This is a genomic window from Ramlibacter monticola, from assembly GCF_016722785.1.
Lineage (GTDB): Bacteria > Pseudomonadota > Gammaproteobacteria > Burkholderiales > Burkholderiaceae_C > Ramlibacter > Ramlibacter monticola.
The window spans coordinates 109,212-135,742 of sequence record NZ_JAEQNE010000003.1; the positions used below are offsets into that span (position 1 = coordinate 109,212).

At 70.4% G+C, this 26,531-nt stretch carries 29 protein-coding genes; 12 read left to right on the plus strand and 17 right to left on the minus strand.

Features of this window, described 5'->3' with window-relative positions:
- Positions 1-28 precede the first annotated feature (28 nt).
- From JJ685_RS13935 to glcF, 5 genes are all read left to right on the plus strand, one after another.
- Positions 29-1,582 carry an ammonium transporter gene (locus JJ685_RS13935; protein ID WP_201675379.1) on the plus strand — a complete coding sequence of 518 codons (1,554 nt, stop codon included), beginning with the start codon at positions 29-31 and terminating at the stop codon, positions 1,580-1,582.
- A gap of 491 nt (positions 1,583-2,073) precedes the next feature.
- Positions 2,074-2,928: an aldose 1-epimerase gene (locus JJ685_RS13940; RefSeq protein WP_201674874.1), complete on the plus strand. Its 855-nt coding sequence runs from the start codon at positions 2,074-2,076 to the stop codon at positions 2,926-2,928.
- Entirely contained in the window at positions 2,925-3,848 is a 924-nt protein-coding gene (locus tag JJ685_RS13945) for an SMP-30/gluconolactonase/LRE family protein (protein ID WP_201674875.1), read from the plus strand. The genes JJ685_RS13940 and JJ685_RS13945 overlap by 4 nt, the downstream gene beginning before the upstream one ends.
- 56 nt (positions 3,849-3,904) lie before the next feature.
- Positions 3,905-5,053: a glycolate oxidase subunit GlcE gene (gene glcE, locus JJ685_RS13950; protein WP_201674876.1), complete on the plus strand. Its 1,149-nt coding sequence runs from the start codon at positions 3,905-3,907 to the stop codon at positions 5,051-5,053.
- Positions 5,053-6,276 carry a glycolate oxidase subunit GlcF gene (gene glcF, locus JJ685_RS13955; RefSeq protein ID WP_201674877.1) on the plus strand — a complete coding sequence of 408 codons (1,224 nt, stop codon included), beginning with the start codon at positions 5,053-5,055 and terminating at the stop codon, positions 6,274-6,276. The genes glcE and glcF overlap by 1 nt, the downstream gene beginning before the upstream one ends.
- A gap of 9 nt (positions 6,277-6,285) precedes the next feature.
- Here the strand turns inward: glcF and JJ685_RS13960 are convergent, their stop codons facing one another.
- The 3 genes from JJ685_RS13960 to lplT are packed head-to-tail and all read right to left on the minus strand — an operon-like array spanning position 6,286 to position 8,940.
- Positions 6,286-6,771: a glutathione peroxidase gene (locus JJ685_RS13960; protein WP_201674878.1), complete on the minus strand. Its 486-nt coding sequence runs from the start codon at positions 6,769-6,771 to the stop codon at positions 6,286-6,288.
- A gap of 5 nt (positions 6,772-6,776) precedes the next feature.
- Entirely contained in the window at positions 6,777-7,664 is an 888-nt protein-coding gene (locus JJ685_RS13965) for a DMT family transporter (RefSeq protein ID WP_201674879.1), read from the minus strand.
- Positions 7,657-8,940 (minus strand): lysophospholipid transporter LplT, encoded by a 1,284-nt coding sequence (lplT, locus tag JJ685_RS13970; protein WP_201674880.1) that lies wholly within the window; start codon positions 8,938-8,940, stop codon positions 7,657-7,659. The genes JJ685_RS13965 and lplT overlap by 8 nt, the downstream gene beginning before the upstream one ends.
- 123 nt (positions 8,941-9,063) lie before the next feature.
- Here lplT and alr point away from each other — a divergent pair, with 123 nt between their 5' ends.
- Positions 9,064-10,161, plus strand: a complete 1,098-nt coding sequence (gene alr / locus JJ685_RS13975; protein WP_201674881.1) for an alanine racemase — start codon at positions 9,064-9,066, stop codon at positions 10,159-10,161.
- Between the two features lie 54 nt (positions 10,162-10,215).
- On the opposite strand, the gene JJ685_RS13980 is transcribed toward alr, so the two are convergent.
- The 13 genes from JJ685_RS13980 to JJ685_RS14040 form a co-directional block, all read right to left on the minus strand.
- Positions 10,216-11,130 carry an EamA family transporter gene (locus tag JJ685_RS13980; protein WP_201675380.1) on the minus strand — a complete coding sequence of 305 codons (915 nt, stop codon included), beginning with the start codon at positions 11,128-11,130 and terminating at the stop codon, positions 10,216-10,218.
- Between the two features lie 84 nt (positions 11,131-11,214).
- Positions 11,215-12,192, minus strand: a complete 978-nt coding sequence (locus JJ685_RS13985) for a 2-dehydropantoate 2-reductase (protein ID WP_201674882.1) — start codon at positions 12,190-12,192, stop codon at positions 11,215-11,217.
- Between the two features lie 82 nt (positions 12,193-12,274).
- On the minus strand, positions 12,275-13,057 hold the full coding sequence (locus tag JJ685_RS13990) for a class II aldolase/adducin family protein (RefSeq protein WP_201674883.1): 783 nt from the start codon (positions 13,055-13,057) through the stop codon (positions 12,275-12,277).
- Between the two features lie 10 nt (positions 13,058-13,067).
- Entirely contained in the window at positions 13,068-13,883 is an 816-nt protein-coding gene (locus JJ685_RS13995; protein ID WP_201674884.1) for an aldolase/citrate lyase family protein, read from the minus strand.
- Between the two features lie 15 nt (positions 13,884-13,898).
- Entirely contained in the window at positions 13,899-14,699 is an 801-nt protein-coding gene (hpaH, locus tag JJ685_RS14000) for a 2-oxo-hept-4-ene-1,7-dioate hydratase (protein ID WP_201674885.1), read from the minus strand.
- Positions 14,700-14,727: 28 nt separating this feature from the next.
- On the minus strand, positions 14,728-15,132 hold the full coding sequence (locus tag JJ685_RS14005) for a 5-carboxymethyl-2-hydroxymuconate Delta-isomerase (protein WP_201674886.1): 405 nt from the start codon (positions 15,130-15,132) through the stop codon (positions 14,728-14,730).
- Between the two features lie 3 nt (positions 15,133-15,135).
- Complete coding sequence (gene hpaD / locus JJ685_RS14010; protein ID WP_201674887.1) at positions 15,136-16,062, minus strand: 3,4-dihydroxyphenylacetate 2,3-dioxygenase; 927 nt, start codon at positions 16,060-16,062, stop codon at positions 15,136-15,138.
- A 96-nt stretch (positions 16,063-16,158) separates the two neighbouring features.
- On the minus strand, positions 16,159-17,616 hold the full coding sequence (hpaE, locus tag JJ685_RS14015; protein WP_201674888.1) for a 5-carboxymethyl-2-hydroxymuconate semialdehyde dehydrogenase: 1,458 nt from the start codon (positions 17,614-17,616) through the stop codon (positions 16,159-16,161).
- 4 nt (positions 17,617-17,620) lie between these two features.
- Entirely contained in the window at positions 17,621-18,370 is a 750-nt protein-coding gene (locus tag JJ685_RS14020) for a fumarylacetoacetate hydrolase family protein (protein WP_201674889.1), read from the minus strand.
- Entirely contained in the window at positions 18,367-18,990 is a 624-nt protein-coding gene (locus JJ685_RS14025; RefSeq protein ID WP_201674890.1) for a fumarylacetoacetate hydrolase family protein, read from the minus strand. Before JJ685_RS14025 ends, JJ685_RS14020 begins: the two co-directional genes overlap by 4 nt.
- Positions 18,987-19,448 (minus strand): homoprotocatechuate degradation operon regulator HpaR, encoded by a 462-nt coding sequence (hpaR, locus tag JJ685_RS14030; RefSeq protein ID WP_236598999.1) that lies wholly within the window; start codon positions 19,446-19,448, stop codon positions 18,987-18,989. The genes JJ685_RS14025 and hpaR overlap by 4 nt, the downstream gene beginning before the upstream one ends.
- A 47-nt stretch (positions 19,449-19,495) precedes the next feature.
- Positions 19,496-19,660, minus strand: a complete 165-nt coding sequence (locus JJ685_RS14035) for a hypothetical protein (protein WP_201674891.1) — start codon at positions 19,658-19,660, stop codon at positions 19,496-19,498.
- Between the two features lie 261 nt (positions 19,661-19,921).
- On the minus strand, positions 19,922-20,203 hold the full coding sequence (locus JJ685_RS14040; protein WP_330901766.1) for a cupin domain-containing protein: 282 nt from the start codon (positions 20,201-20,203) through the stop codon (positions 19,922-19,924).
- A 34-nt stretch (positions 20,204-20,237) separates the two neighbouring features.
- Here JJ685_RS14040 and radA point away from each other — a divergent pair, with 34 nt between their 5' ends.
- The 6 genes from radA to waaF are packed head-to-tail and all read left to right on the plus strand — an operon-like array spanning position 20,238 to position 25,078.
- Positions 20,238-21,617 carry a DNA repair protein RadA gene (gene radA, locus JJ685_RS14045; RefSeq protein WP_201674893.1) on the plus strand — a complete coding sequence of 460 codons (1,380 nt, stop codon included), beginning with the start codon at positions 20,238-20,240 and terminating at the stop codon, positions 21,615-21,617.
- The gene (locus JJ685_RS14050; RefSeq protein WP_201674894.1) at positions 21,614-22,417 is read left to right on the plus strand and encodes a metallophosphoesterase family protein; all 804 of its coding nucleotides are present in this window, start codon (positions 21,614-21,616) and stop codon (positions 22,415-22,417) included. The genes radA and JJ685_RS14050 overlap by 4 nt, the downstream gene beginning before the upstream one ends.
- Positions 22,414-22,836: a glycerate kinase gene (locus JJ685_RS14055; RefSeq protein WP_201674895.1), complete on the plus strand. Its 423-nt coding sequence runs from the start codon at positions 22,414-22,416 to the stop codon at positions 22,834-22,836. Before JJ685_RS14050 ends, JJ685_RS14055 begins: the two co-directional genes overlap by 4 nt.
- A 50-nt stretch (positions 22,837-22,886) precedes the next feature.
- The gene (locus tag JJ685_RS14060) at positions 22,887-23,825 is read left to right on the plus strand and encodes a branched-chain amino acid transaminase (RefSeq protein WP_201674896.1); all 939 of its coding nucleotides are present in this window, start codon (positions 22,887-22,889) and stop codon (positions 23,823-23,825) included.
- Positions 23,826-23,827: 2 nt separating this feature from the next.
- A complete protein-coding gene (locus tag JJ685_RS14065) occupies positions 23,828-24,046 on the plus strand; it encodes a zinc-finger domain-containing protein (protein ID WP_201674897.1) in 219 nt (72 codons plus the stop codon).
- Positions 24,047-25,078 (plus strand): lipopolysaccharide heptosyltransferase II, encoded by a 1,032-nt coding sequence (gene waaF, locus JJ685_RS14070; RefSeq protein WP_269117401.1) that lies wholly within the window; start codon positions 24,047-24,049, stop codon positions 25,076-25,078.
- A 245-nt stretch (positions 25,079-25,323) separates the two neighbouring features.
- Here waaF and JJ685_RS14075 read toward each other — a convergent pair whose 3' ends face one another.
- Positions 25,324-26,517, minus strand: a complete 1,194-nt coding sequence (locus JJ685_RS14075) for a sensor histidine kinase (RefSeq protein ID WP_201674898.1) — start codon at positions 26,515-26,517, stop codon at positions 25,324-25,326.
- Positions 26,518-26,531: the final 14 nt, after the last annotated feature.

Below are 26,531 nucleotides of genomic sequence, written 5' to 3' on the forward strand. Positions count from 1 at the left end.
GACCCACATCACCCGAGAGAGCACCGCCATGAGGAAATCACTCGCTTCCCTGGGCCTCGTCCTGGGACTGCTGATCGGCAGCACCGCTGCCATCGCGCAGGCGCCGGCCACGCCGGCCGCCCCCGCGGCCGCGACCGCCACGGCGGCGCCCGCGGCTGCCGCCCCGGCGGCGACGGCCACGCCGGCCGAAGCCGCCAAGCCCGAGGCGCCCGCCGCGGCCGCGGCCGCCACCGCCGCGCCTGCCGCAGCGGCGACGGCGGCGCCCGCGCCGGTGCCGAACAAGGGCGACACCGCCTGGATGACCGTCGCCACGGCGCTGGTGATCATGATGACGATCCCGGGCCTGGCCCTGTTCTACGGCGGCCTGGTGCGCAGCAAGAACATGCTGTCCGTGCTGATGCAGGTGTTCGTGGTGACGGCCATGATCTACGTGCTGTGGGCGATCTACGGCTACAGCGTGGCCTTCACGGCGAGCAGCCCCTTCATGGGCGGCTTCAGCAAGATCTTCCTGTCGGGGATCACGCCGGAGTCGGTCGCCGCGACCTTCAGCAAGGGCGTGGTGATCCCGGAGCTTTCCTTCGTCACCTTCCAGGCCACCTTCGCGGCCATCACCTGCGCGCTGATCGTGGGCGCCTTTGCCGAGCGCATCAAGTTCTCCGCGGTGCTGCTGTTCTGCGCCCTGTGGTTCACCTTCGCCTACCTGCCGATCGCCCACATGGTGTGGTACTGGGACGGCCCGGATGCGATCACCGACGCCAAGACGCTGGAGACCGTCACCGCCGCGGCCGGCTGGCTGTGGGCCAAGGGCGCGCTGGACTTCGCGGGCGGCACCGTGGTGCACATCAACGCCGGCGTGGCCGGCCTGGTGGGCGCCTACGTGGTGGGCAAGCGCATTGGCTACGGCCGCGAGGCGCTGGCGCCGCACAGCCTGACGCTGACCATGGTCGGTGCCTCGCTGCTGTGGGTGGGCTGGTTCGGCTTCAACGCCGGCTCCAACCTGGAAGCCACCGGCACCGCGGGCCTGGCCTTCGCCAACACGCTGTTCGCCACCGCCGCCGCCACGCTGTCGTGGATCGCCGGTGAAGCGCTCTCCAAGGGCAAGGCCTCCATGCTGGGCGCCGCCTCCGGCGCCGTCTCCGGCCTGGTGGCGATCACCCCCGCCTGCGGCTTCGTCGGCGTGATGGGCGCCATCGTCATCGGCCTGCTGGCCGGCCTGGTCTGCCTGTGGGGCGTCAACGGCCTCAAGCGCCTGCTCGGCGCCGACGACGCGCTCGACGTGTTCGGCGTGCACGGCGTGGGCGGCATCCTGGGCGCGCTGCTGACCGGCGTGTTCGCCTCCCCGTCCCTGGGTGGCGTCGGCATCTACGACTACGTGGCGAACAAGGTCAGCCCCGACTACTCGATCGCCAGCCAGGTCTGGATCCAGTTCCAGGGCGTGCTGACCACCATCGTCTGGTCCGGCGTGGTTGCCTTCGCGGCCTACAAGATCGTCGACCTGCTCGTCGGCCTGCGGGTCAGCGAGGAGGAGGAGCGCGAAGGCCTCGACATCTCCAGCCACGGCGAGACGGCCTACAGCCGCTGATTGCGCAAGAGTCTCCTTTGGATGTTCGGCCCGCTTCGGTGGGCCGTTTTTTTTTTGGTTCTTCGCCGCTGTCGGGGGAGGCTGCTGGACAGGGTTCATGTCCGCGGGATGAGAGAGTCCGCGGGGACGCGCGGTGGCGCGAGGGTGCGGTGGCGCCGGGTGCGGGGCGCTGGGTGCGGAGCGGGGGGCGCGCAGGCGCGCAGTGGCTCTCTTGCCGGACCAGAGCGGGGCTGTCCGTCTCTGCGACTGTCCCCCGGCGCGGATGAGAACCGCGCCCCGGGTGAGCGCGGCGCCCGCGCCTCCTCCTTTATGTCGCCGAGCCGGACAGCCCCGCTCTGGTCCTGCGCCGCGGCAAGTTCATGCGCAGTGGCTCCGTTGACGCGTGCCCCTGGCCGTCCTCCCGCAAGAAGCAGGTTCGCGAGGTCAGCTGTCTGATCCGCGCGCTGCGCAGGACCGTGGAGCACAATGGGCCGAAAAAGGAGACCAGGCCCATGATCGAACTGCGTGCCGGGCGGCTGCGCTGCGAGCTGAAGCCGGAACTCGGGGGCTGCATCGCCGGCCTCTGGCTGGAGGGCGAGCCGGTGCTGCGCTCCACGCCGGCCGCGCAGCTCGCCTCGGCGCGGCAGGCGGGCAGCTATCCGCTGGTGCCCTTCTCCAACCGCATCGGCCACGCCAGCCTGGTCTGGCAGGGCACGCAGCATCCCCTGGTGCGCAACAACGGCGACGAGCCGCACGCCATCCACGGCGTGGGCTGGCAGCGGCCCTGGACGGTGCTGGACGACGATGCCACCTCGGCGATGCTCTCCTACGAGCACCGACCCGATGCCTCCTGGCCCTTCGCCTTCGACTGCTCGCACACGCTGCGCCTGCGCCCCGGCGCCCTGGAGATGACGCTGGCCCTGACCAACCAGTCGGAGCAGCCGGCGCCCGCTGGCCTCGGCTGGCATCCGTACTTCGTCAAGAGGTCCGGCAGCCGCATCGCCTTCGAGGCGACCGGGCGCTGGGAGACCGGCCCCGACAAGCTGCCCACGGTGCGCCAGCCCGCGCAGGGGCTGAAGGCCGACTGCGGCACGCTGGACGTCGATCACTGCTACGACGGCTGGAACGGCCTCGCGCGATTGCACGACGGGCGCGTCAAGGTCACGGTACGCTCCGGGCTCACGCGCCTCGTCGTCTTCACCACGCCCGGCCGGGACCATGTCGCGATCGAGCCGGTGAGCCACGTCAACAACGCGGTGCACCTCTACGCACAGGGCGCGGCGGCCGAGGAGCTCGGGCTGCGCATCCTGCAGCCGGGCGAAACGATGGTGGCCCAGATGGCCATCGAAGCGGAGGACGCGCCGTGAAGTGGCAGGTCGCCGTGGCGGAGCCCGCTGCGCTGGGCGAGTCGCCGTTCTGGCACCCGGGCGAGAAGCGCCTGTACTGGGTCGACATCCTCGGCCGGCGGGTGCACCGCCTCGCGCCCGCGACCGGCGCGCGCGAGCACTGGGCGCTCGCGCAGGAACCGGGCTGCATCGCCCCCGCCGAGCGGGGCGGGCTGGTGCTGGCGCTGCGCGACGGCATCTACCGCGCGCACAGTTGGGGCGGCCCGCTGCAATGCATCCTCCGGTTCCACCACGACGAGCATTCGCGCTTCAACGACGGCAAGGCCGATCCCCTGGGCCGCTTCTGGGCCGGCACGTACTACGAACCGAAGGACGCGCGCAAGGCGGAGCTCTATTCCATCGACTGCCGGCCCGACAACGGCAACGGCGGCCGGCCGCTGGTGGAGGTGAAGGCGACGAACGCGACGAATTCGAACGGGCTGGCGTGGTCGCCCGACCAGCACACCCTCTACTGGACCGACACCGCGAGCCACACGGTGCACGCCTGGGACTGGCAGGCCAGCGGCAACGCGATGCGGCACCACCGCGTGTTCCACCGCTTCGATGGCAGGCCAGCCGGCTGGCAGCCGGGGCAAGCCGGCTACGGCGGCCGCCCCGACGGCGCGGCGGTGGATGCCGAAGGCCACTACTGGGTGGCCATGTTCGAGGGCGGCCGGCTGTTGCGCCTGTCCCCGGCGGGCGAAGTCGTCGGCGAATTCGAGGTTCCGGCGCGCTGTCCCACCATGCCCTGCTTCGGCGGCCCGGACCTTCGCACGCTCTACCTCACGACGGCGCGCCACGGGCGGCCGCCGGAAGAACTCGCCGCGCTGCCCGACTCGGGCTGCGTGTTCGCCGCGCAGGTCGACGTGCCGGGCCTGCCGGTCAACTTCTTCAGCGACTGACCCCGGACAAACCCGCCGCGCCGGCGTGCCCCGCCGTGCCCGTAACATTGCGCGCCATGGATCCCGCCCTCGCCGAACTCGCCGACCGCATCCGCGCCGCTGCCGCGCAAGGCACGTCCCTGCGCATCCGAGGGGGCGGCACCAAGGACTTCTACGGCGGGCGGCTGGAAGGCGAGCCGCTGGACACGCGCGGCCTGCAGGGGATCGTGAGCTACGAGCCGAGCGAGCTGGTGGTGACGGCCAGGGCGGGGACGCCGCTGGCGGAACTCGAACAGGCTCTCGCGGAGTGCGGGCAGTGCCTGCCTTTCGAGCCGCCGCACTTCGAGGCCGGCGCCACTCCCCGCGAGCCCTTGGGGGAGCGGGACACCGGCAGCGGCTCCGCAGCAAGCCGCGGAGCGACCGTCGGCGGCATGGTGGCGGCCGGCCTGGCGGGGCCGGCGCGCGCCAGCGTCGGCGCGGTGCGCGACTACATCCTGGGCCTCGTGCTGGTCAACGGCCGCGGCGAGGAGCTGGTGTTCGGCGGCCAGGTGATGAAGAACGTGGCCGGCTACGACGTCTCGCGCCTGATGGCGGGCGCGCTGGGCACGCTGGGCCTGATCGCCGAAGTCAGCCTCAAGGTGCTGCCGGTGCCGCCGGCCGAGGCCACGCTGCGATTCCGCCTCCCGCAGGACGAGGCGCTGCGCCGCCTCAACGCCTGGGGCGGCCAGCCGCTGCCGCTCAATGCGAGCTGCTGGGAGCCTGCCGACGGCGGCACGCTCTACCTGCGCCTGCGCGGCGCCGTCGCGGCGGTCGAAGCGGCCTGCCGCGGGCTGGGCGGCGAACGCCTGGACACGGCCGGCGCGGCCACCGAATGGAATGCCTGCCGCGACCAGAGCATGCCCTGGTTCGCCGGCCTCGAGGGCCGCGACCTGTGGCGGCTGTCGGTGCCGCAGACGGCGCCCGTGCTGGACCTTCCCGAAGCGCCCCTGGTCGAATGGCACGGGGCGCAGCGCTGGGTGCGTTGCGAGGCGGCCGATGGCGCGCGCGTGCGGCAGCAGGCACGGTCCACCGGCGGCCATGCCACCCTGTTCCGCACCGGCCGTTCCGACGCGCAGGAGCGCCTCACCCCCCTGGCGCCGCCGCTGGCCGCCATCCACGAGCAGCTGAAACTGCAGTTCGACCCGGCCCGCGTCTTCAACCGCGGGCGGCTCTACCCCCATCTCTGATGCAGACCCATCTCTCCCCGGAGTTCCAGGGCACGCCCGAGGGCGCCGAGGCCGAAGCCATCCTGCGCAAGTGCGTGCACTGCGGCTTCTGCACCGCCACCTGCCCCACCTACCAGATCCTCGGCGACGAGCTCGATGGCCCGCGCGGGCGCATCTACCTGATGAAGGAGGTGCTCGAAGGCGTGCAGCCGACCGAGAAGACGCAGCTGCACCTGGACCGCTGCCTGACCTGCCGCAACTGCGAGAGCACCTGTCCCAGCGGCGTCGACTACGGCCGCCTGGTGGACATCGGCCGCGGCATCGTGGAGCGCAAGGTGCCGCGCAGCGGGGCTTCGCGCGCGCTGCGCCGGGCGCTGGGCGACGGCCTGAGTTCGCCGGCCTTCGGTCCCGCCATGAAGCTGGGGCAGCTGGTGCGCGGCATGCTGCCGGGGCCGCTGCGCGAGAAGGTGCCGGCGCGGCAGCACGCCGGCGGCTGGCCGACGCGCACCCATGCGCGCAAGGTGCTGATGCTGGCCGGCTGCGTGCAGCCGTCGATGATGCCCAACATCAACACGGCGACGGCGCGCGTGCTCGATGCGGCCGGCATCCAGACCCTGGTGGCCGCCCAGGCGGGCTGCTGCGGCGCGGTCAAGTTCCACCTGAACGACCAGGACGGCGGCCGCGCCCAGATGCGCCGCAACATCGACGCCTGGTGGCCCTACGTGCTGAGGGGCGAGGTGGAGGCGATCGTGATGAACGCCTCCGGCTGCGGCGTGACCGTGCGCGAGTACGGGCACCACCTGCAGCACGACCCCGCCTACGCGGAGAAGGCGCAGCGCATCTCCGAACTCACGCGCGACCTGAGCGAGCTGCTGCCGGAGCTGGTCCCGCTGCTGAAGGACAAGGTGCGACCGCGGCCGGGCGTGTATGCCTACCACCCGCCCTGCACCCTGCAGCATGGGCAGAAGCTCAAGGGCGGAGTCGAGAAGGGGATGGCCGCGCTCGGCTTCGAGCTGCGCGTGGCGCTGAACGAATCGCACCTGTGCTGCGGCTCCGCCGGCACCTATTCCGTGCTGCACCCGCAGATCGCGCAGACGCTGCGCGATCGCAAGCTGGGGCACCTGGCGGCGCTGAAGCCGCAGGCGATCCTGTCGGCCAACGTCGGCTGCATCGCGCACCTGCAAAGCGGCACCGACACGCCGGTGCGGCACTGGGTGGAGTTGCTGGACGCCGCGCTCGCCTGAGCGGAAGCGTCAGGACGCCAGCGCCGCCTCGATGTCCTTCGCCAGCTTGGCCGGCGCGTCCATCGGCGCGTAGCGGCGCAGCACCCGGCCGTCCTTGCCCACCAGGAACTTGGTGAAGTTCCACTTGATGCCCTTCGAGCCGAGCAGGCCCGGCGCTTCGGCGGTGAGCCACCGGTACAGCGGATGCGCGTGCTCCCCGTTGACCTCGACCTTCTGCATCATCGGGAAGCTCACGCCGTAGTTCGCCTGGCAGAACTGCACGATCTCCTCGTTGCTGCCCGGGTCCTGCGAGCCGAACTGGTTGCAGGGGAAGCCGAGCACCACCAGGCCGCGCGGTCCGTAGGCCTTGTGCAGTTCCTCCAGCCCCGCGAACTGCGGCGTGAAGCCGCAGGCGCTGGCGGTGTTGACGATCAGCAGGGGCTTGCCGCGGAACTGCGCCAGCGGCACCGCGGACCCGCCGATCTGCTGCGCTTCGAAGTCGTAGACGCTGGCCATGCGGCCTATTGTGCGCCGGCTGCCGTCTTGCGGGGCCACGCCGACCACGCCGCGGCGCCAAGGATCAGCGCGCCGCCGGCCAGCGTGCGCGGCGCCAGTTCGGCCGCTCCGAGCGCGACCGAGGACAGGCTGGCGAAGACGACTTCCGACAACATGACCAGCGCGGTGGTGTGCGCCGGCAGGCGCGAAGCGCCGTACTGCAGGCACAGGTTGGCGGCCAGGAAGCCGCCCGCCAGCAGCAGCGCGAGGCCCCAGCCGGCGCCGCGCAGCGCCGGCAGGGCGGCGATGCTGCCCTGCAGCACGCCGCCCGTCGCCACCGCGCCGGCCAGCAGCGAGCCGCCGCCGAACATCGCCAGCACGCGCGACGCCGAGGTGACCTGCGACAGGCGCCGCAGCAGCACGTTGGTCAGCGCGAAGCTGAAGCCGCCCGCCAGCGCCAGCCACTCCGCCAGGGTGCGCGGCCAGGGCAGGCCGACGCCGCCGGTGTCCAGCACCGTGGCCACGCCCGCGAGCGCCAGCAGCAGCCGTCCCAGGCCGGCCGGCGAGGGCCGCTCGCCCAGCATCGGCCAGGCGAGCAGCACGGCCCAGGCCGGCATCAGGTAGAAGAGCAGCACGACGCGGACGACGTCGCCGATGGTCACCGCCCAGTTGAAGCCGACGTTGGTCATGCCGGCGGCGGCGGCCAGCAGCCACAGCCCCGGCGTGCGCAGCAGCTCGGGCAGGGCCGCCGGCCGCAGCACGACGAAGCCGGCGAAGGCCACCAGGTAGATCACGGAGGTGGACCACAGGGCGTGGACGCCGTGGTCCTGCAGGGCGCGGAACGGCCACCAGGAGAGGCCCCAGACGAACGCGTTGACGACGAGGGCCGCGACGGGCGCGGCGCGGTCAGCCATGGACGTTGTCGTGCCGGGCGAGCGCCAGCAGGTGCTCGACCTCCTCCTTGTGCCGCACGCAGTTGCGCGAGTGCCAGCGCTGGATCAGCCACATCACGCCGGCCACCACCAGGCCGAAGGCGGTGATCGCGCCGAAGGCCGTCAGGCCCAGGCCGGCGGAGAGGCTGTAGAAGGCGCCCAGGCCCAGGATGCAGGCCTGCTCGTTGAAGTTCTGCACCGCGATCGAGCGGCCGGCGCCCATCAGGTTGTGGCCGCGGTGCTGCAGCAGCGCGTTCATGGGCACCACCAGGTAGCCGCCCAGGGCGCCCATCAGGATCAGGAAGGGCGCGGCCACCCACACGTTGCCGATGAAATTCATGCAGATCACCAGCACGCCCATGGCGATGCCCAGGGGCATCACCGTGGTAGCGCGTTCCAGCCGCATGCGCATCGACGCGAGGATGGCGCCGGCGGCGGTGCCCAGCGCCACCACGCCACTGAGCGAGGAGGCCTGGGTGGTGGAGTAGCCCAGGGCCGCGGCGCTCCAGGCCAGGATGATGTAGCGCAGGTTGCCGCTGACGCCCCAGAACAGGGTGGTGGTGGCCAGCGAGATCTGCCCCAGCTTGTCGTGCCAGAGCCGGCCGTTGCAGCTCCAGAAATCGGGCACCAGTTCCAGCAGGTTGCGCGGGATCGGCCGCATCTCCACGCCGGTCAGCGGGATGCGCGTGTTGAACCAGGCGGCGATGCAGTAGACGAAGATCAGGACGAAGATGGCCGCTTCGGGCGGCGTGTCGATCCCGGTGTCGATCATCGGGAAGTCCAGCGCCAGCATGCGGTGCGACACCGCCACGCCCACCAGCTGGCCGCCCAGCAGGATGCCCAGGATGATGGAGGCGATCGTCAGGCCTTCGATCCAGCCGTTGGCCTTGACCAGCTGGGAGGGCGGCAGCAGTTCGGTGAGGATGCCGTACTTGGCCGGCGAGTAGGCGGCTGCGCCCAGGCCCACGATGGCGTAGGAGGCCAGCGGGTGCATGCCCAGCAGCATCATCAGGCAGCCGACCACCTTGATCGCATTGCTGAGGAACATCACCCGGCCCTTGGGTTTCGCGTCGGCGAACGCTCCCACGAAAGGCGCCAGCACCACGTAGAACAGCGCGAACATCGGCACCAGCGCCGCGGCCTGCCAGGCGGGGGCGCGCGAGGACTTCAGCAGTTCCACGGCGGCGATGAACAGCGCGTTGTCCGCGAGCGACGAGAAGAACTGCGCCGCCATGATGGTGTAGAAACCGCGCTTCATCGATGCTGGTTGTGGATGGCTCCGCCCCACAGGGGCCATCGGGATTCTTCTGCTGTCTCCAAGCGACACGGGGTTATATCACGCTGGGTAATGACAGAATCCGGAAGGAGGGAGAAAGCATTCATGCCCCGTCCGATCCAGGCGACCATCCATACCGAGGCCCTGCGCCACAACCTGGCGCGCATGCGCGACGCCGCACCCGACGCGCGGGTGTGGGCCGTGGTCAAGGCCAATGCCTATGGCCACGGCATCGAGTGCGTGTACGACGCGCTGCGCGGCGCCGACGGGTTCGCGCTGCTGGACCTGCAGGAGGCCGAGCGCGTGCGCGCCCTGGGCTGGCGCGGGCCGATCCTGCTGCTGGAAGGCGTGTTCGAGCCGCGCGACCTGGAACTGTGCTCGCGCCTGAGCCTGTGGCACACGGTGCACTGCGACGAGCAGATCGACTGGCTGGCGGCGCACAAGACGCAGGTGCCGCACCGCGTGTTCCTAAAGCTCAATTCCGGCATGAACCGGCTGGGGTTCACGCCGCAGCGCTTCCGCGCCGCCTGGGCCCGGCTGGACGCGCTGCCGCAGGTGGAGGAGATCTCCTTCATGACCCACTTCAGCGACGCCGACGGCACGCGCGGCGTCGCCCACCAGGTGCGCGCCTTCGACGAAGCGACGCGCGACCTCCCCGGCGAGCGCACGCTGTCCAACAGCGCCGCCGCCCTGCGGCACGCGGGCGACGCCCACGTGCGCGGCGACTGGATCCGCCCCGGCATCGCGGTGTACGGCAGCGCCCCGGACTTCCCGCAGAACGACATCGCGCACTGGGGGCTGCAGCCCACCATGACCCTGGCCACGCGCATCCTGGCCGTGCAGCAGCTGCAGGCGGGCGACTCGGTCGGCTACGGCTCCAGCTTCACGGCCGAAGGGCCGATCCGTATCGGCGTGATCGCCTGCGGCTATGCCGACGGCTACCCGCGCCACTGCGGCACCGGCACGCCGGTGCTGGTGGACGGCGTGCGCACGCGCCTGCTGGGGCGCGTCAGCATGGACATGATCGCGGTGGACCTCACGCCGGTGCCGCAGGCAGGCTCCGGCGCGCCGGTCACGCTGTGGGGCCGCGCCGCCGACGGCGCGATCCTGCCGATCGACGAAGTCGCCGCCGCCGCGGGCACGCTCGGCTACGAGCTGATGTGCGCGCTGGCGCCGCGGGTGCCGGTGGTCGTGGCGGAGTGAGGGTTGCGGCCAGGGGCTGTCCGTTGGTGTGATGCGTCGTGAACGCGCACACCCTCACCGCTTGCGCAGCCCCAGGGCCATCACCGCCCCGACCACCAGCAGCGCGCCTGCCACCTGCACCGGCGCGATCGCCTGGCCCAGGACCAGCCACGCCAGCACCAGCGCGAACACCGGCTCCACGTTCATGATCGCGGAGTTGCCGACCACGCCGAGGCGCGGCAGCACGGTGAACATGATCGTGAAGGCGGTGCCGTACAGGAAGGTCAGGGTCGCAAGCCCGGCCCAGCCGGCCGGCGCCGAGGGCAGGTGGAAGCCTCCTTGCGAGGCCACCATGGTGAGCGCCACCAGGCTGGCCATCGTCATGGTGGTGGCGGTGCGCACCCGGCCGTCGACGTCGCCGGCCTCGTGCTGAGTGAGCACCAGGGCCAGCCCGAAGGTCGCCGCCGCCGCCAGCGCGAAGCCCACGCCGGCGCCGATGCGCGTCCACTGGCCGGAGGTGCTCAGGCCCGAGGCGGCGCCGAAGACGTCCAGCGCCAGGGCGAGGCCGACCAGGATCACCGGCATGGCGGCCAACATGGTCTTCTCGGGCCGGCGGCGGTAGACGACCGCGTCCCAGAAGGCCGTCCAGATCGGGTAGGTGTTGAAGGCGAGCAGGGCCAGCGCCACCGGCAGCCGCGCCACCGAGGAATAGAGGCACAGGCTCTGCACGCCGACCAGCAGGCCGATCGCTGGCAGCATGCGCTTGTGGCGCGGGCTGAAGCGGGGCCGCAGGCCCTGCGAGGCCAGGATCGCGACGATCACGAGCGCCGTCACGGTGCTGCGGAACACCACCGCGGTGGCGACGTCGACCCCGTTGTTGAAGGCGATGCGGGCGGCGACGTGGTTCGCGCCCATCATCAGCGCGATCAGCAGCAGGGTGGCGAAGGCCGCGCCGCTGATCGCGCGGGCGGGTGCGGGGATGGCCGCCATCAGGTCCGCCGCCGGGCCGCCCCAAGGCGGACCCGCCCGCTCGGGGGGCAGCGACGACACGAAGTGCGGAGCGTGGGGGCCATGTCAGTAGAGGCCGTGCACGCGGGCGTGCAGGCGGGAGAGTCCGAGCAGGGCGTCGGTGAAGGGCGTGGCCACGCCGGTCATCTCGCCCATCTCCTTCACCACGGTGACCAGGGCGTCGATCTCGACCGGCTTGCCGGCTTCCACATCCTGCAGCATCGAGGTCTTGAAGGCGCCCAGCTTGCGCGTGACCTGGTGGCGGTCCTCCGGCTGCTGCGCGATCGGGATGCCGATGCGTTCGCCGATCTCGCGTGCTTCCAGCATCACGCGCGAGATGAAGGCGCGCACCAGGTCGTCGTTGAGGATGAGGTCGGTGGTGGCGCCGGTCATCGCGCTGACGGGGTTGACCGTCATGTTGCCCCACAGCTTGTACCAGGCGTCCTTCTGGATCTGCTCGGAGACGACCGCCTCGAAGCCGGCTTCCGCCAGCAGCGCGCCCAGGCGCTGCACGCGCTCGCTCTTCTCGCCGGAGGGCTCGCCGAGGATCAGCCGGTTGCCGAAGTGGTGCTGCACGTGGCCGGGAGAGCGCAGCGCGCAGCTGGCGTGCACCACGCAGCCGACGATGTGGCGCGCTGGAACCGCTTCCGCGATCGTGCCGTCCGGGTCGATCGACTTCAGGCGCGTGCCCGCGTAGGGGCCGCCGAAGCCCTGGAAGAACCACCAGGGCACGCCGTTCATGGCCGTGAGGACGACCGTGTCGGGACCCAGCAGCGGCCGGATCGCCCTGGCGACCTCGGCCATCGCCGGCGCCTTCACGGCGACGATCACCAGGTCCTGCACGCCCAGCTCGGCGGGCGAGGCGCTGGCGCGCACCTCTTGCTGCAGCGTCGTGCCGTCTTCGTCCAGCCGCAGGCCGGTCGACTCCAGTGCCTGCAGCGTCGCGCCGCGGGCGACCACCGACAGCTCGCAACCCGCCCGCGCGAGCTTCGCGCCGATCCAGCCGCCGATGGCGCCGGCGCCGTAGATGCAGACCTTCTTCATCCCAGCCTCCGCCGAGCCGCCTCGAGGAGGCTGGAGCCCCCTCGGGAGGCAGCGCAGTGCCCGTAGTGACAAGCGTGGGGGCTCATTTCCTGTAGTCGTCCCCGTGGCGTTTCTCGTAGAGGCGCGTCATGGCGTCGAACACGTCCTGGCCGGCGCCGAATTGCTGGTCGAACTGGAAGGAGTCGTGCGTGGTCTTTCGCGCCACCGCCTCCGGGACCGCGATGGCGCGGCCCAGCGCCGCCTGCGCCACCTGGATGTCGCAGGCGCGCTGCAGCGTCCACAGGCGCACGAAGGTCAGGGGCAGCGTCGCGCCCGCGGCCAGCAGGCCGTGGTTGCGCAGGATCATCAGCGGCTTGCGGCCCAGGCTCGCCAGCAGCCGCGGCGCCTCCTCGGCGTGGATCGTGATGCCCTCGAAGTCGTGGTAGGCCACCATGTCATGCAGCTGCGCCGAATAGAAGTTGTTCTGCGCCAGCCCGCCCTCGGTGCAGGCCACCGCCAGGCCGTTGGTGGTGTGCGTGTGCATCACGCAGTGCGCATCGGGCACGTGCTCGTGGATGGCCGCATGGATCGTGAAGCCCGCGGGGTTCACCGGCCACGGGTTGTCGGCGTCGAGCTTGCGGCCTTCGACGTCGATCTTCAGCAGGTTGCTCGCCGTCACCTCGGAGTAGTGCAGCCCGAAGGGGTTGATGAGGAACTGCTTCTGCCCGCCGGTGACCTCGTCCGGCAGCCGCACCGTGATGTGGTTGTAGATCATCTCGGTCCAGCCGAGCATGTCGAAGATGCGGTAGGCGGCGGCGAGCTGCACGCGGGCGGACCATTCCTCGGGGTGCAGGCCGGGTGCGCGCGGCTGCAGGACTGCGTTCATGGACGGGTCCTCAGTAGTTCTGCGGCTTCGCCGACTGCGGCACGGGGGCCGCGCCCTTGAACTTCGCGGCCAGGGTGCTGGTGCCCTTGACCATCAGGTTGCTGTCGGTGCCCACCGCGATGAAGGTGGCGCCCATCTCGACGTGCTTCCTCGCCAGCGTCTCGTCGAGCGTCAGGATGCCGACGCCCTTGCCGGCCTTCTGGATGCGCGCGAACAGGTCCTCGTGCATCTTCATCATCTCGGGATGCCAGGGATCGCCGACGTGGCCGAAGGCGGCGGACAGGTCCGCCGGGCCGACGAACACGCCGTCGATGCCTTCGACGGCCGCGATGGCGTCCACGTTGCGCACGCCTTCCTGCGTCTCCACCTGCACCAGCAGGCAGACTTCACGGTTCGCTTCCTTCGCGTAGTTGGCGTTGCGGCCCCAGCCGGAGGCGCGCGTGGCGGCCATGCCGCGGATGCCGTCGGGCGGGTAGCGCATGCAGCGCACCAGCGCGCGCGCCTGGTCGGCGTTGTCCACCATCGGCACCAGCAGCGTCTGGATGCCGAGGTCGAGGTACTGCTTGATCAGCGCCTGGCCGACGTAGCCGTGCCCCATGGGGATGCGGGCCACGGTCTGCACGCCCGGGTAGGCGGCGATGATCTGCGACTGGATCATCAGGTTCTGCAGGTCGTTGGGCGTGTGCTCGGAGTCGAGCAGCAGCCAGTCGAAGCCGGCGGCGGCGCAGATCTCGGTGTTGAGCGGGCCGAGCAGGCTGCACCACAGGCCATACTGCGTGCGCTTGTCCTGCAGGGCCTTCTTGAAGGTGTTGATGGGCGTTTGCATGGTGACTCGTCCCCTTCAGGTGAATGTGAACGCGAACCGGCCCAGCGGGCCGTAGTCGGCGAGGAAGGCGTCGCCGCGCTGCGCCGGCACCGGCCGGGTGAAGGAGCCGGCCAGCACGACCTCTCCGGCTTCCAGCCGCTCGCCCCAGGGCGCAAGCTTACGCGCAAGCCAGGCCACGCCCAGCGCGGGATGTCCCTGCACGCCCGCGGCCAGGCCCGTTTCCTCCACCACGCCGTTCTGGCGCAGGATGGCGCCCACCCAGGGCAGGTCCACCGCGCGCGGGTCGGTCCGGTGGCCGCCCAGGACGAGGCCCGCGTTGGCGGCGTTGTCGCTGATGGTGTCGAACACCTTGCGCGGCGCCCTGGTGTGGCGGTCGAACTGCTCGATGCGGGCGTCGATGATCTCGATGGCGGGCTGGACGTAGTCGGTGGCCGCCAGCACGTCGTCCACGTCGACCGTGTTGCCCTGGAGCGTCTTCTTGAGGATGAAGGCGAGTTCGACTTCCACGCGCGGCGCGATGAAGCGCTGGGTGGGGATCTCGCCGGGTTCGAAGAACATGTCGTCCAGCAGCGTGCCGTAGTCGGGCTCGTCGATCTGGCTGGCCTGCTGCATGGCGCGCGAGGTGAGGCCGATCTTGTGGCCGCGCACCTGGCGGCCCCCGGCGATCTTCATGGCGACCCAGGTGCGCGAGATGGCGTAGCCGTCCGCGACGGTCATGCCGGGGAAGCGCTTCGAGAAGTGCTCGACCTGGCGGCGCGACTGCTCCGCTTCGTGCAGTTCGCGGGCGAGTTGCTGGACGAGTTCCTGGTCGAACATGAATCTCCTCTGGCGCGAAAACGTGCGCCTAACTGCTGAACAGCGGATGCAGCGTGCTGTGCTTCCCGTCGTACACCTGCCCCGCGCTCTCGTCGATCTGCAGCGTGATTCCGATCAGTTCCTGCGCGAAGATTGGCGCGAAGTGTTCCTTCACCACCGCGAGCAGCCGGTCGCCGGCCTCCTTCTTCACCGCCTCGCTGCGGCCCGCCGCCATGCGGATGTTGAGGTACATGAACGCATAGTCGCCCTTGCCGTCGGCTACCGCGTGGTGCGCCGCCGGGTAGGCCAGCACCCGCGTACCGCCGGTGGGGAAGACCTGCTTGCCCGCCTCGTCGCGGATCGCGAGCATCGTGTCCGCCAGCTTGCGGCACAGCGCCGTGACGTCCGTCTTCGGCTCGATGTTGGGGGTGTAGAGGATGACGCAGTGGGGCATGGCTCACAGCCGCTGGTTGACGTGGGTGTAGCCCTCGGCCGCCGAGGCCTGCGCCTTCGGGATCGCGTCGTCCGCGACCGGCGTGACGGGGAACACCGCGTTGATCTGCCCCGTGCCGGAGGCGCCGAAGTAAGGCGTGACCACCTCCGCGCGGCCGCCGTAGGCCGACCAGCCGAGCGCGCCCAGCAGCATCGCCGTGTCGTGCATGAAGCCCTCGCCGTGGCCCTTGGCCGCGTACTCGGGCAGCATGCCGCAGAAGGTCTTCCACTCGCCGGCCTGCCACAGGCGGATCACGTCGCGGTCCAGCGTTTCGAGGAACGGGCTCCAGATGCGGAAGGCGTACTCCGGCGCGAGCCCGTTCTGCGCGAAGCGGTGCGACAGCGATCCGGAGGCGAAGAAGGCCACGGTGCCGTCGTAGTGGTCCTCCACCGCGCGGCGCATCGCCCAGCCCAGCCGGGCGCTGTCGTTCAGGTAGTGCGCCTGGCAAAGGGCCGAGACCGAGACCACCTTGAAGTGCCGGTCCTGGTTCATGTAGCGCATGGGGACCAGCGTGCCGTACTCGGGTGCCAGCGTCGTGCGCTCGTGCGCCAGCGTCTCCACGCCCCAGTCGTTGCACACCTTCGCCAGCAGCCCGCCGAGTTCCGGGTTGCCCGGGAAGGCGTACTCCATGTTGCTGATGAAGTGCGGCAGCTCGTTGCTGGTGTACAGGCCCTTGAAATCGGGCGCGCAGTTCACGTGGTAGTTGGCGTTGACCAGCCAGTGGGTATCGAACACCACGATGGTGTCCACCCCGAGCTCGCGGCAGCGCCGGCCGATCTCGATGTGCCCCTCGATGGCGTCCTGCCGCGTGCCATGGCGCGGGCCCGGCAGCTCGCTCAGGTACATCGAGGGGACGTGCGTGATCTTCGCCGCCAAGGCCAGTTTACCCATGCCGTCTCCTGGACGTGAAAGCCCCTCCCCTCGAGGGGAGGGGTTGGGGTGGGGGGAGCGTCAATGCGCCCGCCGGAGCGCTGGGGCGGCATCCCATCACGCACCCCAGTGCGGGATGGGATGGTGACCCAGCGAAACGGCGACGTTCTTGGGCTCGAGGAACACTTCGTAGCTCCAGGTGCCGCCCTCGCGCCCCGTGCCCGAGGCCTTGGTGCCGCCGAAGGGCTGGCGCAGGTCGCGCACGTTCTGGCTGTTGACGAAGCACATGCCGGCCTCGATGGCCGCCGCCACGCGGTGCGCCCGGCCCACGTTCTCGGTGAAGACGTAGGAGGACAGGCCGTAGGCGACGTCGTTGGCGAGGCGCACGGCGTCCTCCTCGGTGTCGAAGGGGATCAGGCAGGCCACCGGCCCGAAGATCTCCTCCTGCGCGATCTTCATGCGGTTGTCGACGTCGGCGAACACGGTGGGCAGCACGTAGTTGCCCTTCTTCACGCGGCCGGACAGGTGCGGGGTCTCGAGGCCGCCGCACAGCAGCGTGGCCCCTTCCTTCTGCCCCTGCTCGATGTAGCCGCGCACCTTGGCCAGGTGGCCCTGCGAGATCATCGGCCCGAGGAGGGTCTTCTCGTCCAGCGGATCGCCCACGGCGAGCTTCTTCGCCCGCGCGACGAAGCGCTCGGTGAACTTCGCGTAGATCGACTTCTGCACCAGGATGCGGCTGCCGGCGGTGCAGCGCTCGCCGTTGTTGGAGAAGATCATGAACACGGCGGCGTCCAGCGCGCGTTCGAAGTCCGCGTCCTCGAACACCACGAAGGGGGACTTGCCGCCCAGCTCCATGCTGAACTTCTTGAGCCCCGCCTCCCTGACGATGCGGTTGCCGGTGGCGGTGGAGCCGGTGAAGGAGATCGCGCGCACGTCGGGATGCCGCACCAGCGGCTCGCCCGCCTCCCGGCCGTAGCCGTGCACGATGTTCAGCACCCCGGGCGGGATGCCCGCTTCCAGCGCCAGTTCGCCCAGGCGCGACGCGGTGAGCGGCGACAGCTCGCTCATCTTCAGCACCGCGGTGTTGCCGAAGGCGAGGCAGGGCGCGACCTTCCAGGTGGCCGTCATGAAGGGCACGTTCCACGGCGAGATCAGCGCGCACACGCCCACCGGGTGGAACAAGGTGTAGTTCAGGTGCGTGGGCGTGGGATAGGTGTGCCCGTCCACCCGCACGCACATCTCGGCGAAGTAGTGGAAGTTGTCGGCCGCCCGCGGCACCAGCTGCCTGCCGGTCTGCGCAATGACCTGGCCCGTGTCGTTCGTCTCGGTCTGTGCCAGCTCCGCGACGTTCAGCGTGATCAGCTCCCCGAGCTTGCGAACGAGCTTCGCGCGTTCCGGGGCGGCCAGCGACGACCATTGCGGGAAGGCCGCCTTCGCCGCGGCCACCGCCTCGTTCACTTCCGCCTCGCCGCCGGAAGCGACCTCCGCCAGCACCTCCTGCGTCGCCGGGTTGACGGTCTCGAAGTAGTCGCGGCCGGCGACGGACTTGCCGCCGATCAGGTGGTCGATGCGCATGGGGTCAGGCGGCAATGGTGTTCATCAGGGCACCGACGCCCTCGATCTCGGTGACCACGACGTCGCCCACCTTGCAGTCCACCACGCCGTCGGGCGTGCCGGTGAGGATCAGGTCGCCCGGGTTCAGCGTCATGAAGCCGGAGAAGTACTCGATCAGCCAGGGGATGTCGAAGATCATGTCCTTCGTGTTGCCCTGCTGCGTGACGTGGCCGTTGACCGTCGTCCTGAGGGCCAGCGCCATCGGGTCCGCGACGTCCGCGCGGTCCACCAGCCACGGGCCCACCGGCGTCGCGCCGTCGCGGTTCTTCACCCGCAGGTTGGGGCGGTACCAGTTCTCGAGGTAGTCGCGGATCGCGTAGTCGTTGGCGACGGTGTAGCCGGCCACGAAGTCGTAGGCGTCGTCACGCTTCACCTTCCTCGCCTTGCGCCCGACCACCACCGCGAGCTCGCATTCGTAGTGCATGAACTGCACGTCGGCCGGGCGGCGCGTGGACTGGCGGTGGCCGGTGAGCGCGCGCTCGCCCTTGAGGAACACCAGCGGTTCCTCCGGCGCCTGGAAGGCCAGCTCCTTCGCGTGGTCGGCGTAGTTGAGGCCCAGGGCCAGGATCGTGCGCGGCTGGTCGGTCGGGGGCAGCGGCGGCAGCCAGGTGACCTGGTCCTGCCAGACGCGCTGGCCGTCTTCCAGCAGCAGCTGGCCGTCGCGTTCGGTGGCGTTGTGCAGCACGCCCTGGTGCATCACGCGCGCGCGCTTCATGCGGCCTCCGCGACGAAGGTGTTGGTGAGGGTGCCCAGCGCCGGCATCTTGATCTCCACGCGGTCGCCCACGCGCACGCGCGGGCGGCCCACGTCGCAACCCAGCATCAGCATGTCGCCTTCGGCCAGCGTCATGAACTCGCTGACGTCGGCCAGCAGCTTCTCCGCCGGGCGCACCAGCTGCGAGAAGCGCACGGTCTGCTTCAGCTCGCCGTTGACGCGCACCTCCAGCTTGAACACCGCGGGATCGCCGGCCTCGTTGCGGGCGCGGATGCGGTCTCCGATGCCGAGGAAGCCGTCGAGGCAGTTGAACTTCACCGGCGGACGGAACAGGCTCTCGTGCGGGATCGCCACGTCGTTCATCAGCAGGTAGCCGGCCACCTCGCGCGCCGACTTCATCACCATCGCCACGGTCGCCCCGACCTCCACCTCGGCGACGTGGGCGGGCAGCGCGATGGCGCCGCCGTTCTCGGTCCAGGTGTTGGCCGGCTTGACGTACAGGACGGGCGCCTGCGGCGCCGCCTTGTAGGGGGCTTCGTTCATCTTGGGGCCGAGGGCGTCGAGCTCGCCGCGGAAATTCAGCAGCGTCCCGTACACCGTGCCTCGCTTCACCAGGCTCATGCTTGCTCCAGTGCGATGAGTTCGTCCAGCAGCGCATAGAGCTGCGCCAGCTTCTGCCTGCCCAGCGACTTCTCCAGCCACTGGTAGTGCCTTTCGACGGTGGTCGACAGGCGCTCCACCATCTTCAATCCCTTCGCCGTCGCCTCCACCACCGTGCGGCGCTGGTCGGCCGGATCGCGGGCGCGGCGGACCAGCCCGTCGCGCTCCATGCGCGCCAGCACGCCCGTGAGGCTGGGGCCCAGGATGTAGGCCTCGCGCGCGACCCGGCCCGTCTCCAGCGTGCCGTGCTCGCCGAGCACGCGCAGCACGCGCCACTGCTGGTCCGACAGGCCGTGCTCGCGCAGGCTGGGCCGGGTGCGCGTCATGAGGGACTCGCGCGCCTGCAGCAGCAGGCGCGGGAGGTTGCGGTGCGCGAAGGCGGGGCTCACGTCGTTGCGGGTCGCAGAGTTATTTAACATGTTAAATGAATCTCGCCCGTCGTCAAGCGGGGCCTTCGCCCCCGGCTTCAGTCGATCGCCGCGCCGGCGCTCCTGTTCGCCATCGCGTCAGCGTAGCGCTGAACGAGCTCGCGCGGGGTTCCGGCGGGCGCGACCAGCTCGGCGATGTGCCGGACGGGCAGGGCGGGATTCATCACCACCAGCAGCGCCGCGCCGCTCAGCCCGATGGGCACGAAATCCTTCAGGGGCTCGCAGCGCTATTCCTGTCGAGCCAGGGATCGATCGCCAACGTGGCGCTGGTCCGACGAGCAGGGTGGGGCCGCCGGCCGGCAGCGCGTCGCTCGTCGAGCCGGACGTGCGGCGTGCGGCAGCCGGGCACCGTCGAGGGCTTGAAGCGGTCCATGGCGTGGTCGGGCGGCGCCCCGTCGTAGCGGTGCGCGCGCTGCCCTCGGTGCGGCAGTTGCGCGCCTTGGGCGCAGTGTGAGCGCGGACCGCTACAGCGTCCGCGCGACCCAGTACGTCGCCCCTTGCGGGCCGTACTTCTCCGTGTGGGGCGTGCCGCGGATCACCTCGAACCGGTCCCCCGCCTGCAGGTGCTGCGTTGCCCCCTGCTGCGTCAGCCACATCTCGCCTTGCACCACCAGCGCGCGCGCGGTGAATTCGTGCGTGTGTTCGGTGATCACGGTATTCGGCTCGTAGGAGCGCGCCAGCACCTCGGTGCACCCGCGGGCGCGTTCGGCGGCCTCGAATTCGGAAAAGGGTTGGGGTGCGGTCACGAGCCGCATGGTACTCAAGCCTACACTCGGGTCAATGGCAAAGGAGAAGACCGTCTACGCCTGCACCGAGTGCGGCGGCAGTTCCCCCAAGTGGCAAGGCAAGTGCCCCCATTGCGGGTCATGGAATACCCTCATCGAAGGTGTCGTTGAATCGGCGAATGGCGGCAGTCGCAACCGCTTCGCCTCACTGGCGCCGGCGTCGGAAATCGCCGTGCTGGCCGACATCGAGGCGGCCGAAGTGGCGCGCACGCCGACCGGCATCGGCGAACTCGATCGGGTGCTGGGCGGCGGCATCGTCGAAGGGGGCGTGGTCCTGATCGGCGGCGATCCGGGCATCGGCAAGTCCACCCTGCTGCTGCAGGCGCTGGACGGCCTGCAGCGCGCCGGCGTGCCCACCCTGTACGTCACCGGAGAGGAGAGCGGTGCCCAGGTCGCCCTGCGTTCGCGCCGGCTCGGGCTGGACCACTCGCAGGTGAAGGTGCTGGCGGAGATCCAGCTGGAAAAGATCCAGGCCACGATCGCCGCCCAGCAGCCCGCGGTGGCGGTGATCGACTCGATCCAGACGGTGTACTCCGACCAGCTCACCTCGGCGCCGGGCTCGGTGGCGCAGGTGCGCGAATGCGCCGCCCACCTCACGCGTGCGGCCAAATCCGGCGGCACCACCATCGTGCTGGTGGGCCACGTGACCAAGGAGGGCGCGCTGGCCGGCCCGCGCGTGCTGGAGCACATGGTCGACACCGTCCTCTATTTCGAGGGCGACACGCATTCGAGCTTCCGGCTGGTGCGTGCGATCAAGAACCGCTTCGGCGCGGTCAACGAGATCGGCGTGTTCGCCATGACCGAGAAGGGACTCAAGGGCGTGGCCAATCCCAGCGCGATCTTCCTGTCGCAGCACAGCGAGCCGGTGCCGGGCAGCTGCGTGCTGGTGACGCTGGAAGGCACGCGGCCGATGCTGGTGGAGATCCAGGCGCTGGTGGACAGCGGCGGGCCGAGTCCGCGCCGGCTGTCGGTGGGCCTGGACCGCGACCGCCTCGCGATGCTGCTGGCGGTGCTGCACCGCCATGCCGGCGTCGCCTGCCTGGACCAGGACGTGTTCGTCAATGCCGTGGGCGGCGTGCGCATCAGCGAGCCGGCGGCGGACCTGGCGGTGATGCTGGCGATCACCTCCTCGCTGCGCGGCCGCGCGCTGCCCAAGGGCTTCATCGCGTTCGGCGAGGTGGGCCTGGCGGGCGAGGTGCGGCCGGCGCCGCGCGGCCAGGAGCGGCTGCGCGAGGCGGCCAAGCTGGGCTTCTCGGTCGCGATCGTGCCCAAGGCCAATGCGCCCAAGGGCGGTGCCCGCGAACTGGAAGGGCTCACGATCCACCCGGTGGAGCGGATCGAGCAGGCGCTGGACGTGGTGCGGGAGCTCGCATGAAGATCGCGGTGCTGTCGGACATCCACGGCAACCTGCCGGCGCTGAAGGCGGTGCTGGACGAAGTGGAGGGCGAAGGCGTCGACGCGGTGGTGAACCTGGGCGACATCCTGAGCGGCCCGCTGATGCCCGCCGAGACCGCGGAGCTGCTGCTCGCGCGCGACTTCGTCACCATTGCCGGCAACCAGGACCGCGCCCTGCTCGCGCAGTGGCAGCGCGCCGACCGCGACGTCGGCGGCAGCGACGGCTATGCCGCCAGCCAGATCGGCGCGCAGCATGCGCAGTGGCTGCGGTCGCTGCCGCCGAGCCGCTGGCTGGGCGAGGACGTGTTCCTGGTCCACGGCACGCCGGGCAGCGACCTGAAATACCTGCTGGAGACGGTGACGCCCGACTTCGGCCTGCACGGCTCGACCGGCCTGCGCGCGGCCAGCTCCGAGGAAATCGCCTCGCGGCTGGGCGCCGGCGAGGAGGATTGCCGCCACGCCAGCCTGGTGCTGTGCGGGCACAGCCACGTGCCGCGCGCCGCGATGGTGGACGGCACCCTGGTGCTCAACCCCGGCAGCGTGGGCCTGCAGGCCTACGACGACGAGGAGCCGGCCCGGCACCGGGTGCGGAACGGCACCCCGCACGCCCGCTACGCCGTCGTGGAGCGCCGCGGCGCCTGCTGGAACGCGCGCCTGTGCAGCGTCGCCTATGACTGGGACGGCATGCAGCAGCTGGCCGCCAACTGCGGCCGCCACGACTGGGCATACGCATTGGCCACCGGAAACCTGCCCGCCGACGGCAGCACAATCGCGGCATGAACCTGCAGAAAGTCGTACTGCCCTTGCTGGGCGTCGGGGTCGTGGCCATCGCCTGGCGCGGCCTGGGCTGGGCCGGCGTGGCCCTGGCCGTCGGCGGCATCGTCATGTGGATGCTGCTGCACTTCACCCGCATGATGAAAGTGCTGCAGCGCGCCTCCAGCCGGCCGGTCGGCTACTGCGACAGCGCCGTGATGCTCAATGCCAAGCTGAGGCCGCGCGTGAACCTGCTGCACGTGATGGCGATGACGCGCGCCCTGGGCGAGCAGGTCAGCCCCAAGGAGCAGCAGCCGGAGGTCTATCGCTGGACCGACGGTTCGGGCTCGCACGTGACCTGCGAGTTCCTGCGCGGGAAACTGGTGAAGTGGGAGCTGTTCCGCCCGCAGGCCCCCGCGGAAGAGGCTCCGCCCCCCGGCCCTTAAAATGGGCGGTTCCGCGATTCCGCGATACCCATTCCCCTGAAGGACACACCATGAGCCCGGTAGTACCCTCGATGGCCGACCGCGACGGCAAGATCTGGATGGACGGCGAGCTGGTCGACTGGCGCGACGCGAAGATCCACGTGCTGACCCACACGCTGCACTACGGCTGCGGCGCGTTCGAAGGGGTCCGTGCCTACAACACCGTCAACGGCACCGCGATCTTCCGCCTGCAGGAACACACCGACCGCCTGTTCAACAGCGCCAAGATCCTGCGCATGAACCTGCCCTTCAGCAAGGAGCAGCTCAACGAGGCGCAGAAGGCGGTGGTGAAGGCCAACAAGCTGGAATCCTGCTACATCCGCCCGCTGGTGTGGATCGGCTCGCAGAAGCTGGGCGTGAGCCCCAAGGGCAACCAGATCCACTGCATGGTCGCGGCCTGGGCCTGGGGCGCCTACCTGGGCGAGGAAGGCCTGCAGCGCGGCATCCGCGTCAAGACCTCCAGCTACACGCGCCACCACGTCAACATCACGATGACGCAGGCCAAGGCGGTCAGCAACTACAGCAACTCGATCCTCGCCAACATGGAGGCGCTGGACGACGGCTACGACGAGGCCCTGCTGCTCGATAGCTCCGGCTTCGTCTCCGAGGGCGCGGGCGAGAACGTGTTCGTGATCAAGGACGGCGTGATCTACACGCCCGACCTGTCGGCCGGCGCGCTGAACGGCATCACGCGCAACACCGTCTTCCACATCGCGAAGGACCTGGGCATCGAGGTGGTGCAGAAGCGCATCACCCGCGACGAGATCTACATCGCCGACGAGTGCTTCTTCACCGGCACCGCCGCCGAAGTCACGCCGATCCGCGAACTCGATCGCGTGCAGATCGGCATCGGCCGCCGCGGCCCGGTCACCGAGAAGCTGCAGAACGCCTTCTTCGACATCGTGAACGGCCGCAATCCCAAGTACGCCCACTGGCTCACCCGCGTCTGAGAATGGCAAACAACAAACCCGAAAAAGTGGTGGAACTGCTGGCGAAGGACCTCAACGCCAACGGCGGTGTCTTCTGCCCCAGCCCCAAGGCCGACATGGCACTCTGGAGCAGCCACCCGCGCGTCTACCTCGACGTGGCCCAGAGCGGCGGGGCCAAGTGCCCCTATTGCGGCACCGTCTACAAGCTCAAGGAAGGCGAGCACTTCGGCTCCCACCACTAATTGGGGTCAGATTCCAATTTCCGCTCCACCGCCGCCGCCCAGCGCGCGGCGGCCGCGACGCGGGCCCTCGTCGTCGCCCCGCAGTGGATCGGTGACGCGGTCATGACCGAGCCGCTGCTGCGCCGCCTGCACGCGCGCGGCGAGCGGATCACGGTCGGCGCGCTGCCTTGGGTGGCGCCGGTGTATCGCGCCATGCCGCAGGTGGACGCGGTCATCGACTTTCCCTTCCGCCACGGCGGCCTGCAGTGGCGCGAGAGGCGCGCCCTGGCGCGCCAGCTCGAAGGCAACTTCGATGTCGCCTATGTGCTGCCGAACTCGCTCAAGAGCGCGCTGCTGCCCTTCCTGGCCAGCATCCCGCGCCGCGTCGGCTACCTGGGCGAAGCGCGCGTGGGCCTGCTCACGCAGCGGCTGAAGAACCCGAAGAACAAGCCGCCGATGGTGGCCTTCTATTCGGCGCTGAGCGGCGAGGAGGGCCTGGAGCAGGACCGGCCGGAACTCTCGCTCCCGCCAGCGCAGGTCGACGAAGTGCTGCGAGCGCAGGGACTCGCGCGCGGCGCCTACGTCGTGATGGCCCCCGGCGCCGAATACGGCCCGGCCAAGCGCTGGCCCCACTTCGGCGCACTCGCGCGGCAGCTCGATCGCCCCGTGGTCCTCCTCGGATCCGGCAAGGAAGCCGACTTGTGCGAGTCCATCGCGTCCCAGGCGCCGGACCGCTGCCGCAACCTGGCGGGCAAGACCTCGCTGCTGGAAGCCTTCGCCCTGATCGCCGGCGCCGGCGGGGTGGTGAGCAACGATTCGGGCCTGATGCACGTCGCCGCGGCCTTCGGCGTGCCGCAGGTGGCCCTGTTCGGCTCGTCGAGCCCGCTGCACACGCCGCCGCTGAACGAGCGGGCGAAGGTGGTGTGGCTGAAGCAGGACCCGGATTACGCGCCGCCGCTGGATTGCGCGCCGTGCTTCGAGCGCGAGTGTCCGCTGGGGCACTTCCGGTGCCTCAACGATGTGAGCCCGGAGCGGGTGCGCGGGCTCCTCTGAGTTCCCACCAAAAAAAACAGCCATCTTGCGATGGCTGTATCAAGTCCTTGGAAGGACGTCGTTGGGAGACTTGAAACCTGTAAACCGGGTGTCCGCGATGTCGTGACAGATGGGATGCAACTCTAGTCTTCCCGGCCGCAACGTCCATCCCCCTTAAAGGTGATGGCAGAGCCGCCGGATGAAGCGGCCATCTTCGTGACTTTCTTCGCTCTTGGCGAGGGCCCCGGGAAGGCTTTTACGGTGCGTTACACGGAGGCGCAGGGGAGCCGGAGCACGAAGCAGGCGCCGCCCCCGGGGTTGTCCTCGCAGTGGGCACTGCCGTGGTGCCGCCGGGCGATGGAGCGCACCAGCGCCAGGCCCAGCCCGACCCCGCCTTCGCGCTCGCTGGCACCGCGCAGCCGGTAGAAGGGCTCGAAGATGCGCTCGCGCTCCGGCTCGGGCACGCCGGGGCCGCGGTCGCAGACCCGCACCAGGGCGTCGGAGCCTTGCCGGACCACGCTGACGCGCACCGGGCCGCTGGTATAGCGGCGGGCGTTCTCCAGCAGGTTGCGGATGGCCCGGCGCAGCAGCTTGGACACGCCCTGCACCACCAGCGTCTGCTCCGACTCGGAGGCTTCCAGCTCGGCTCCGGCGCGAGCGCTTTCCTCTGCCGCCAGGCCGGTGAGGTCCACCGATTCCACGGTGCCCACGTCGGACTCGCGGGCGTCGAGCCGGCTGGCCAGCAGGATCTCGTCGATCAGCTGGTCCAGCTCCGCAATGTTGCGCGTGATCTCCTCGCGGCAGCGCGGGGCAGGCTCGGGCTCCATCAGCTCCAGCCCCATGCGGATGCGCGCCAGCGGCGAGCGCAGCTCGTGCGAGGCATTGGCCAGCAGCGACTTGTGCGACTTGACCAGCCCTTCGATGCGCTCGGCAGCGTGGTTGAAGCGCCTGGCGAGGAAGGCGACCTCGTCGCTGCCGCTCTCCGACACCCGCACGCTCAGGTCGCCCTCGCCCCAGCGCTCGACCCCGCCGCGCAGGTCCTCGAGGCGCTGCGTGAGCCGCCGCACGATGGGGTAGCTGCCCACCGCCACCGCCAGCGCGACGATCCCCAGCAGCCAGAGGAAGCCGGTGGAGCCGCGCGGCAGCCAGCCGCGGCCCCCGGGCGGACCGTCCCCCGGCGGCCGCGGACGCGGCGGCAGCTGGACGACGATGCTGCGCCCGTCCTTCATCTCGATGGGGAACTCCAGCCCCACGCCCGGCACCCGCACCGGCCGCACCCGGCTCTGGCCGATCACCTCGCCGGCCTCGTTGCGCACGATGATCTCGCGCATCGGGGTCTGTTCCTGGTTGACCCGCCACAACCAGCCGAAGGCGATCGTGAGCAGGCCCACCGTGGCGATCACGGCGATCCAGATGCGCAGGTAGAGAGGGAAGCGCCAGCGCGCATTCCAGGCGGTCATGCGGTCGCGGGCGC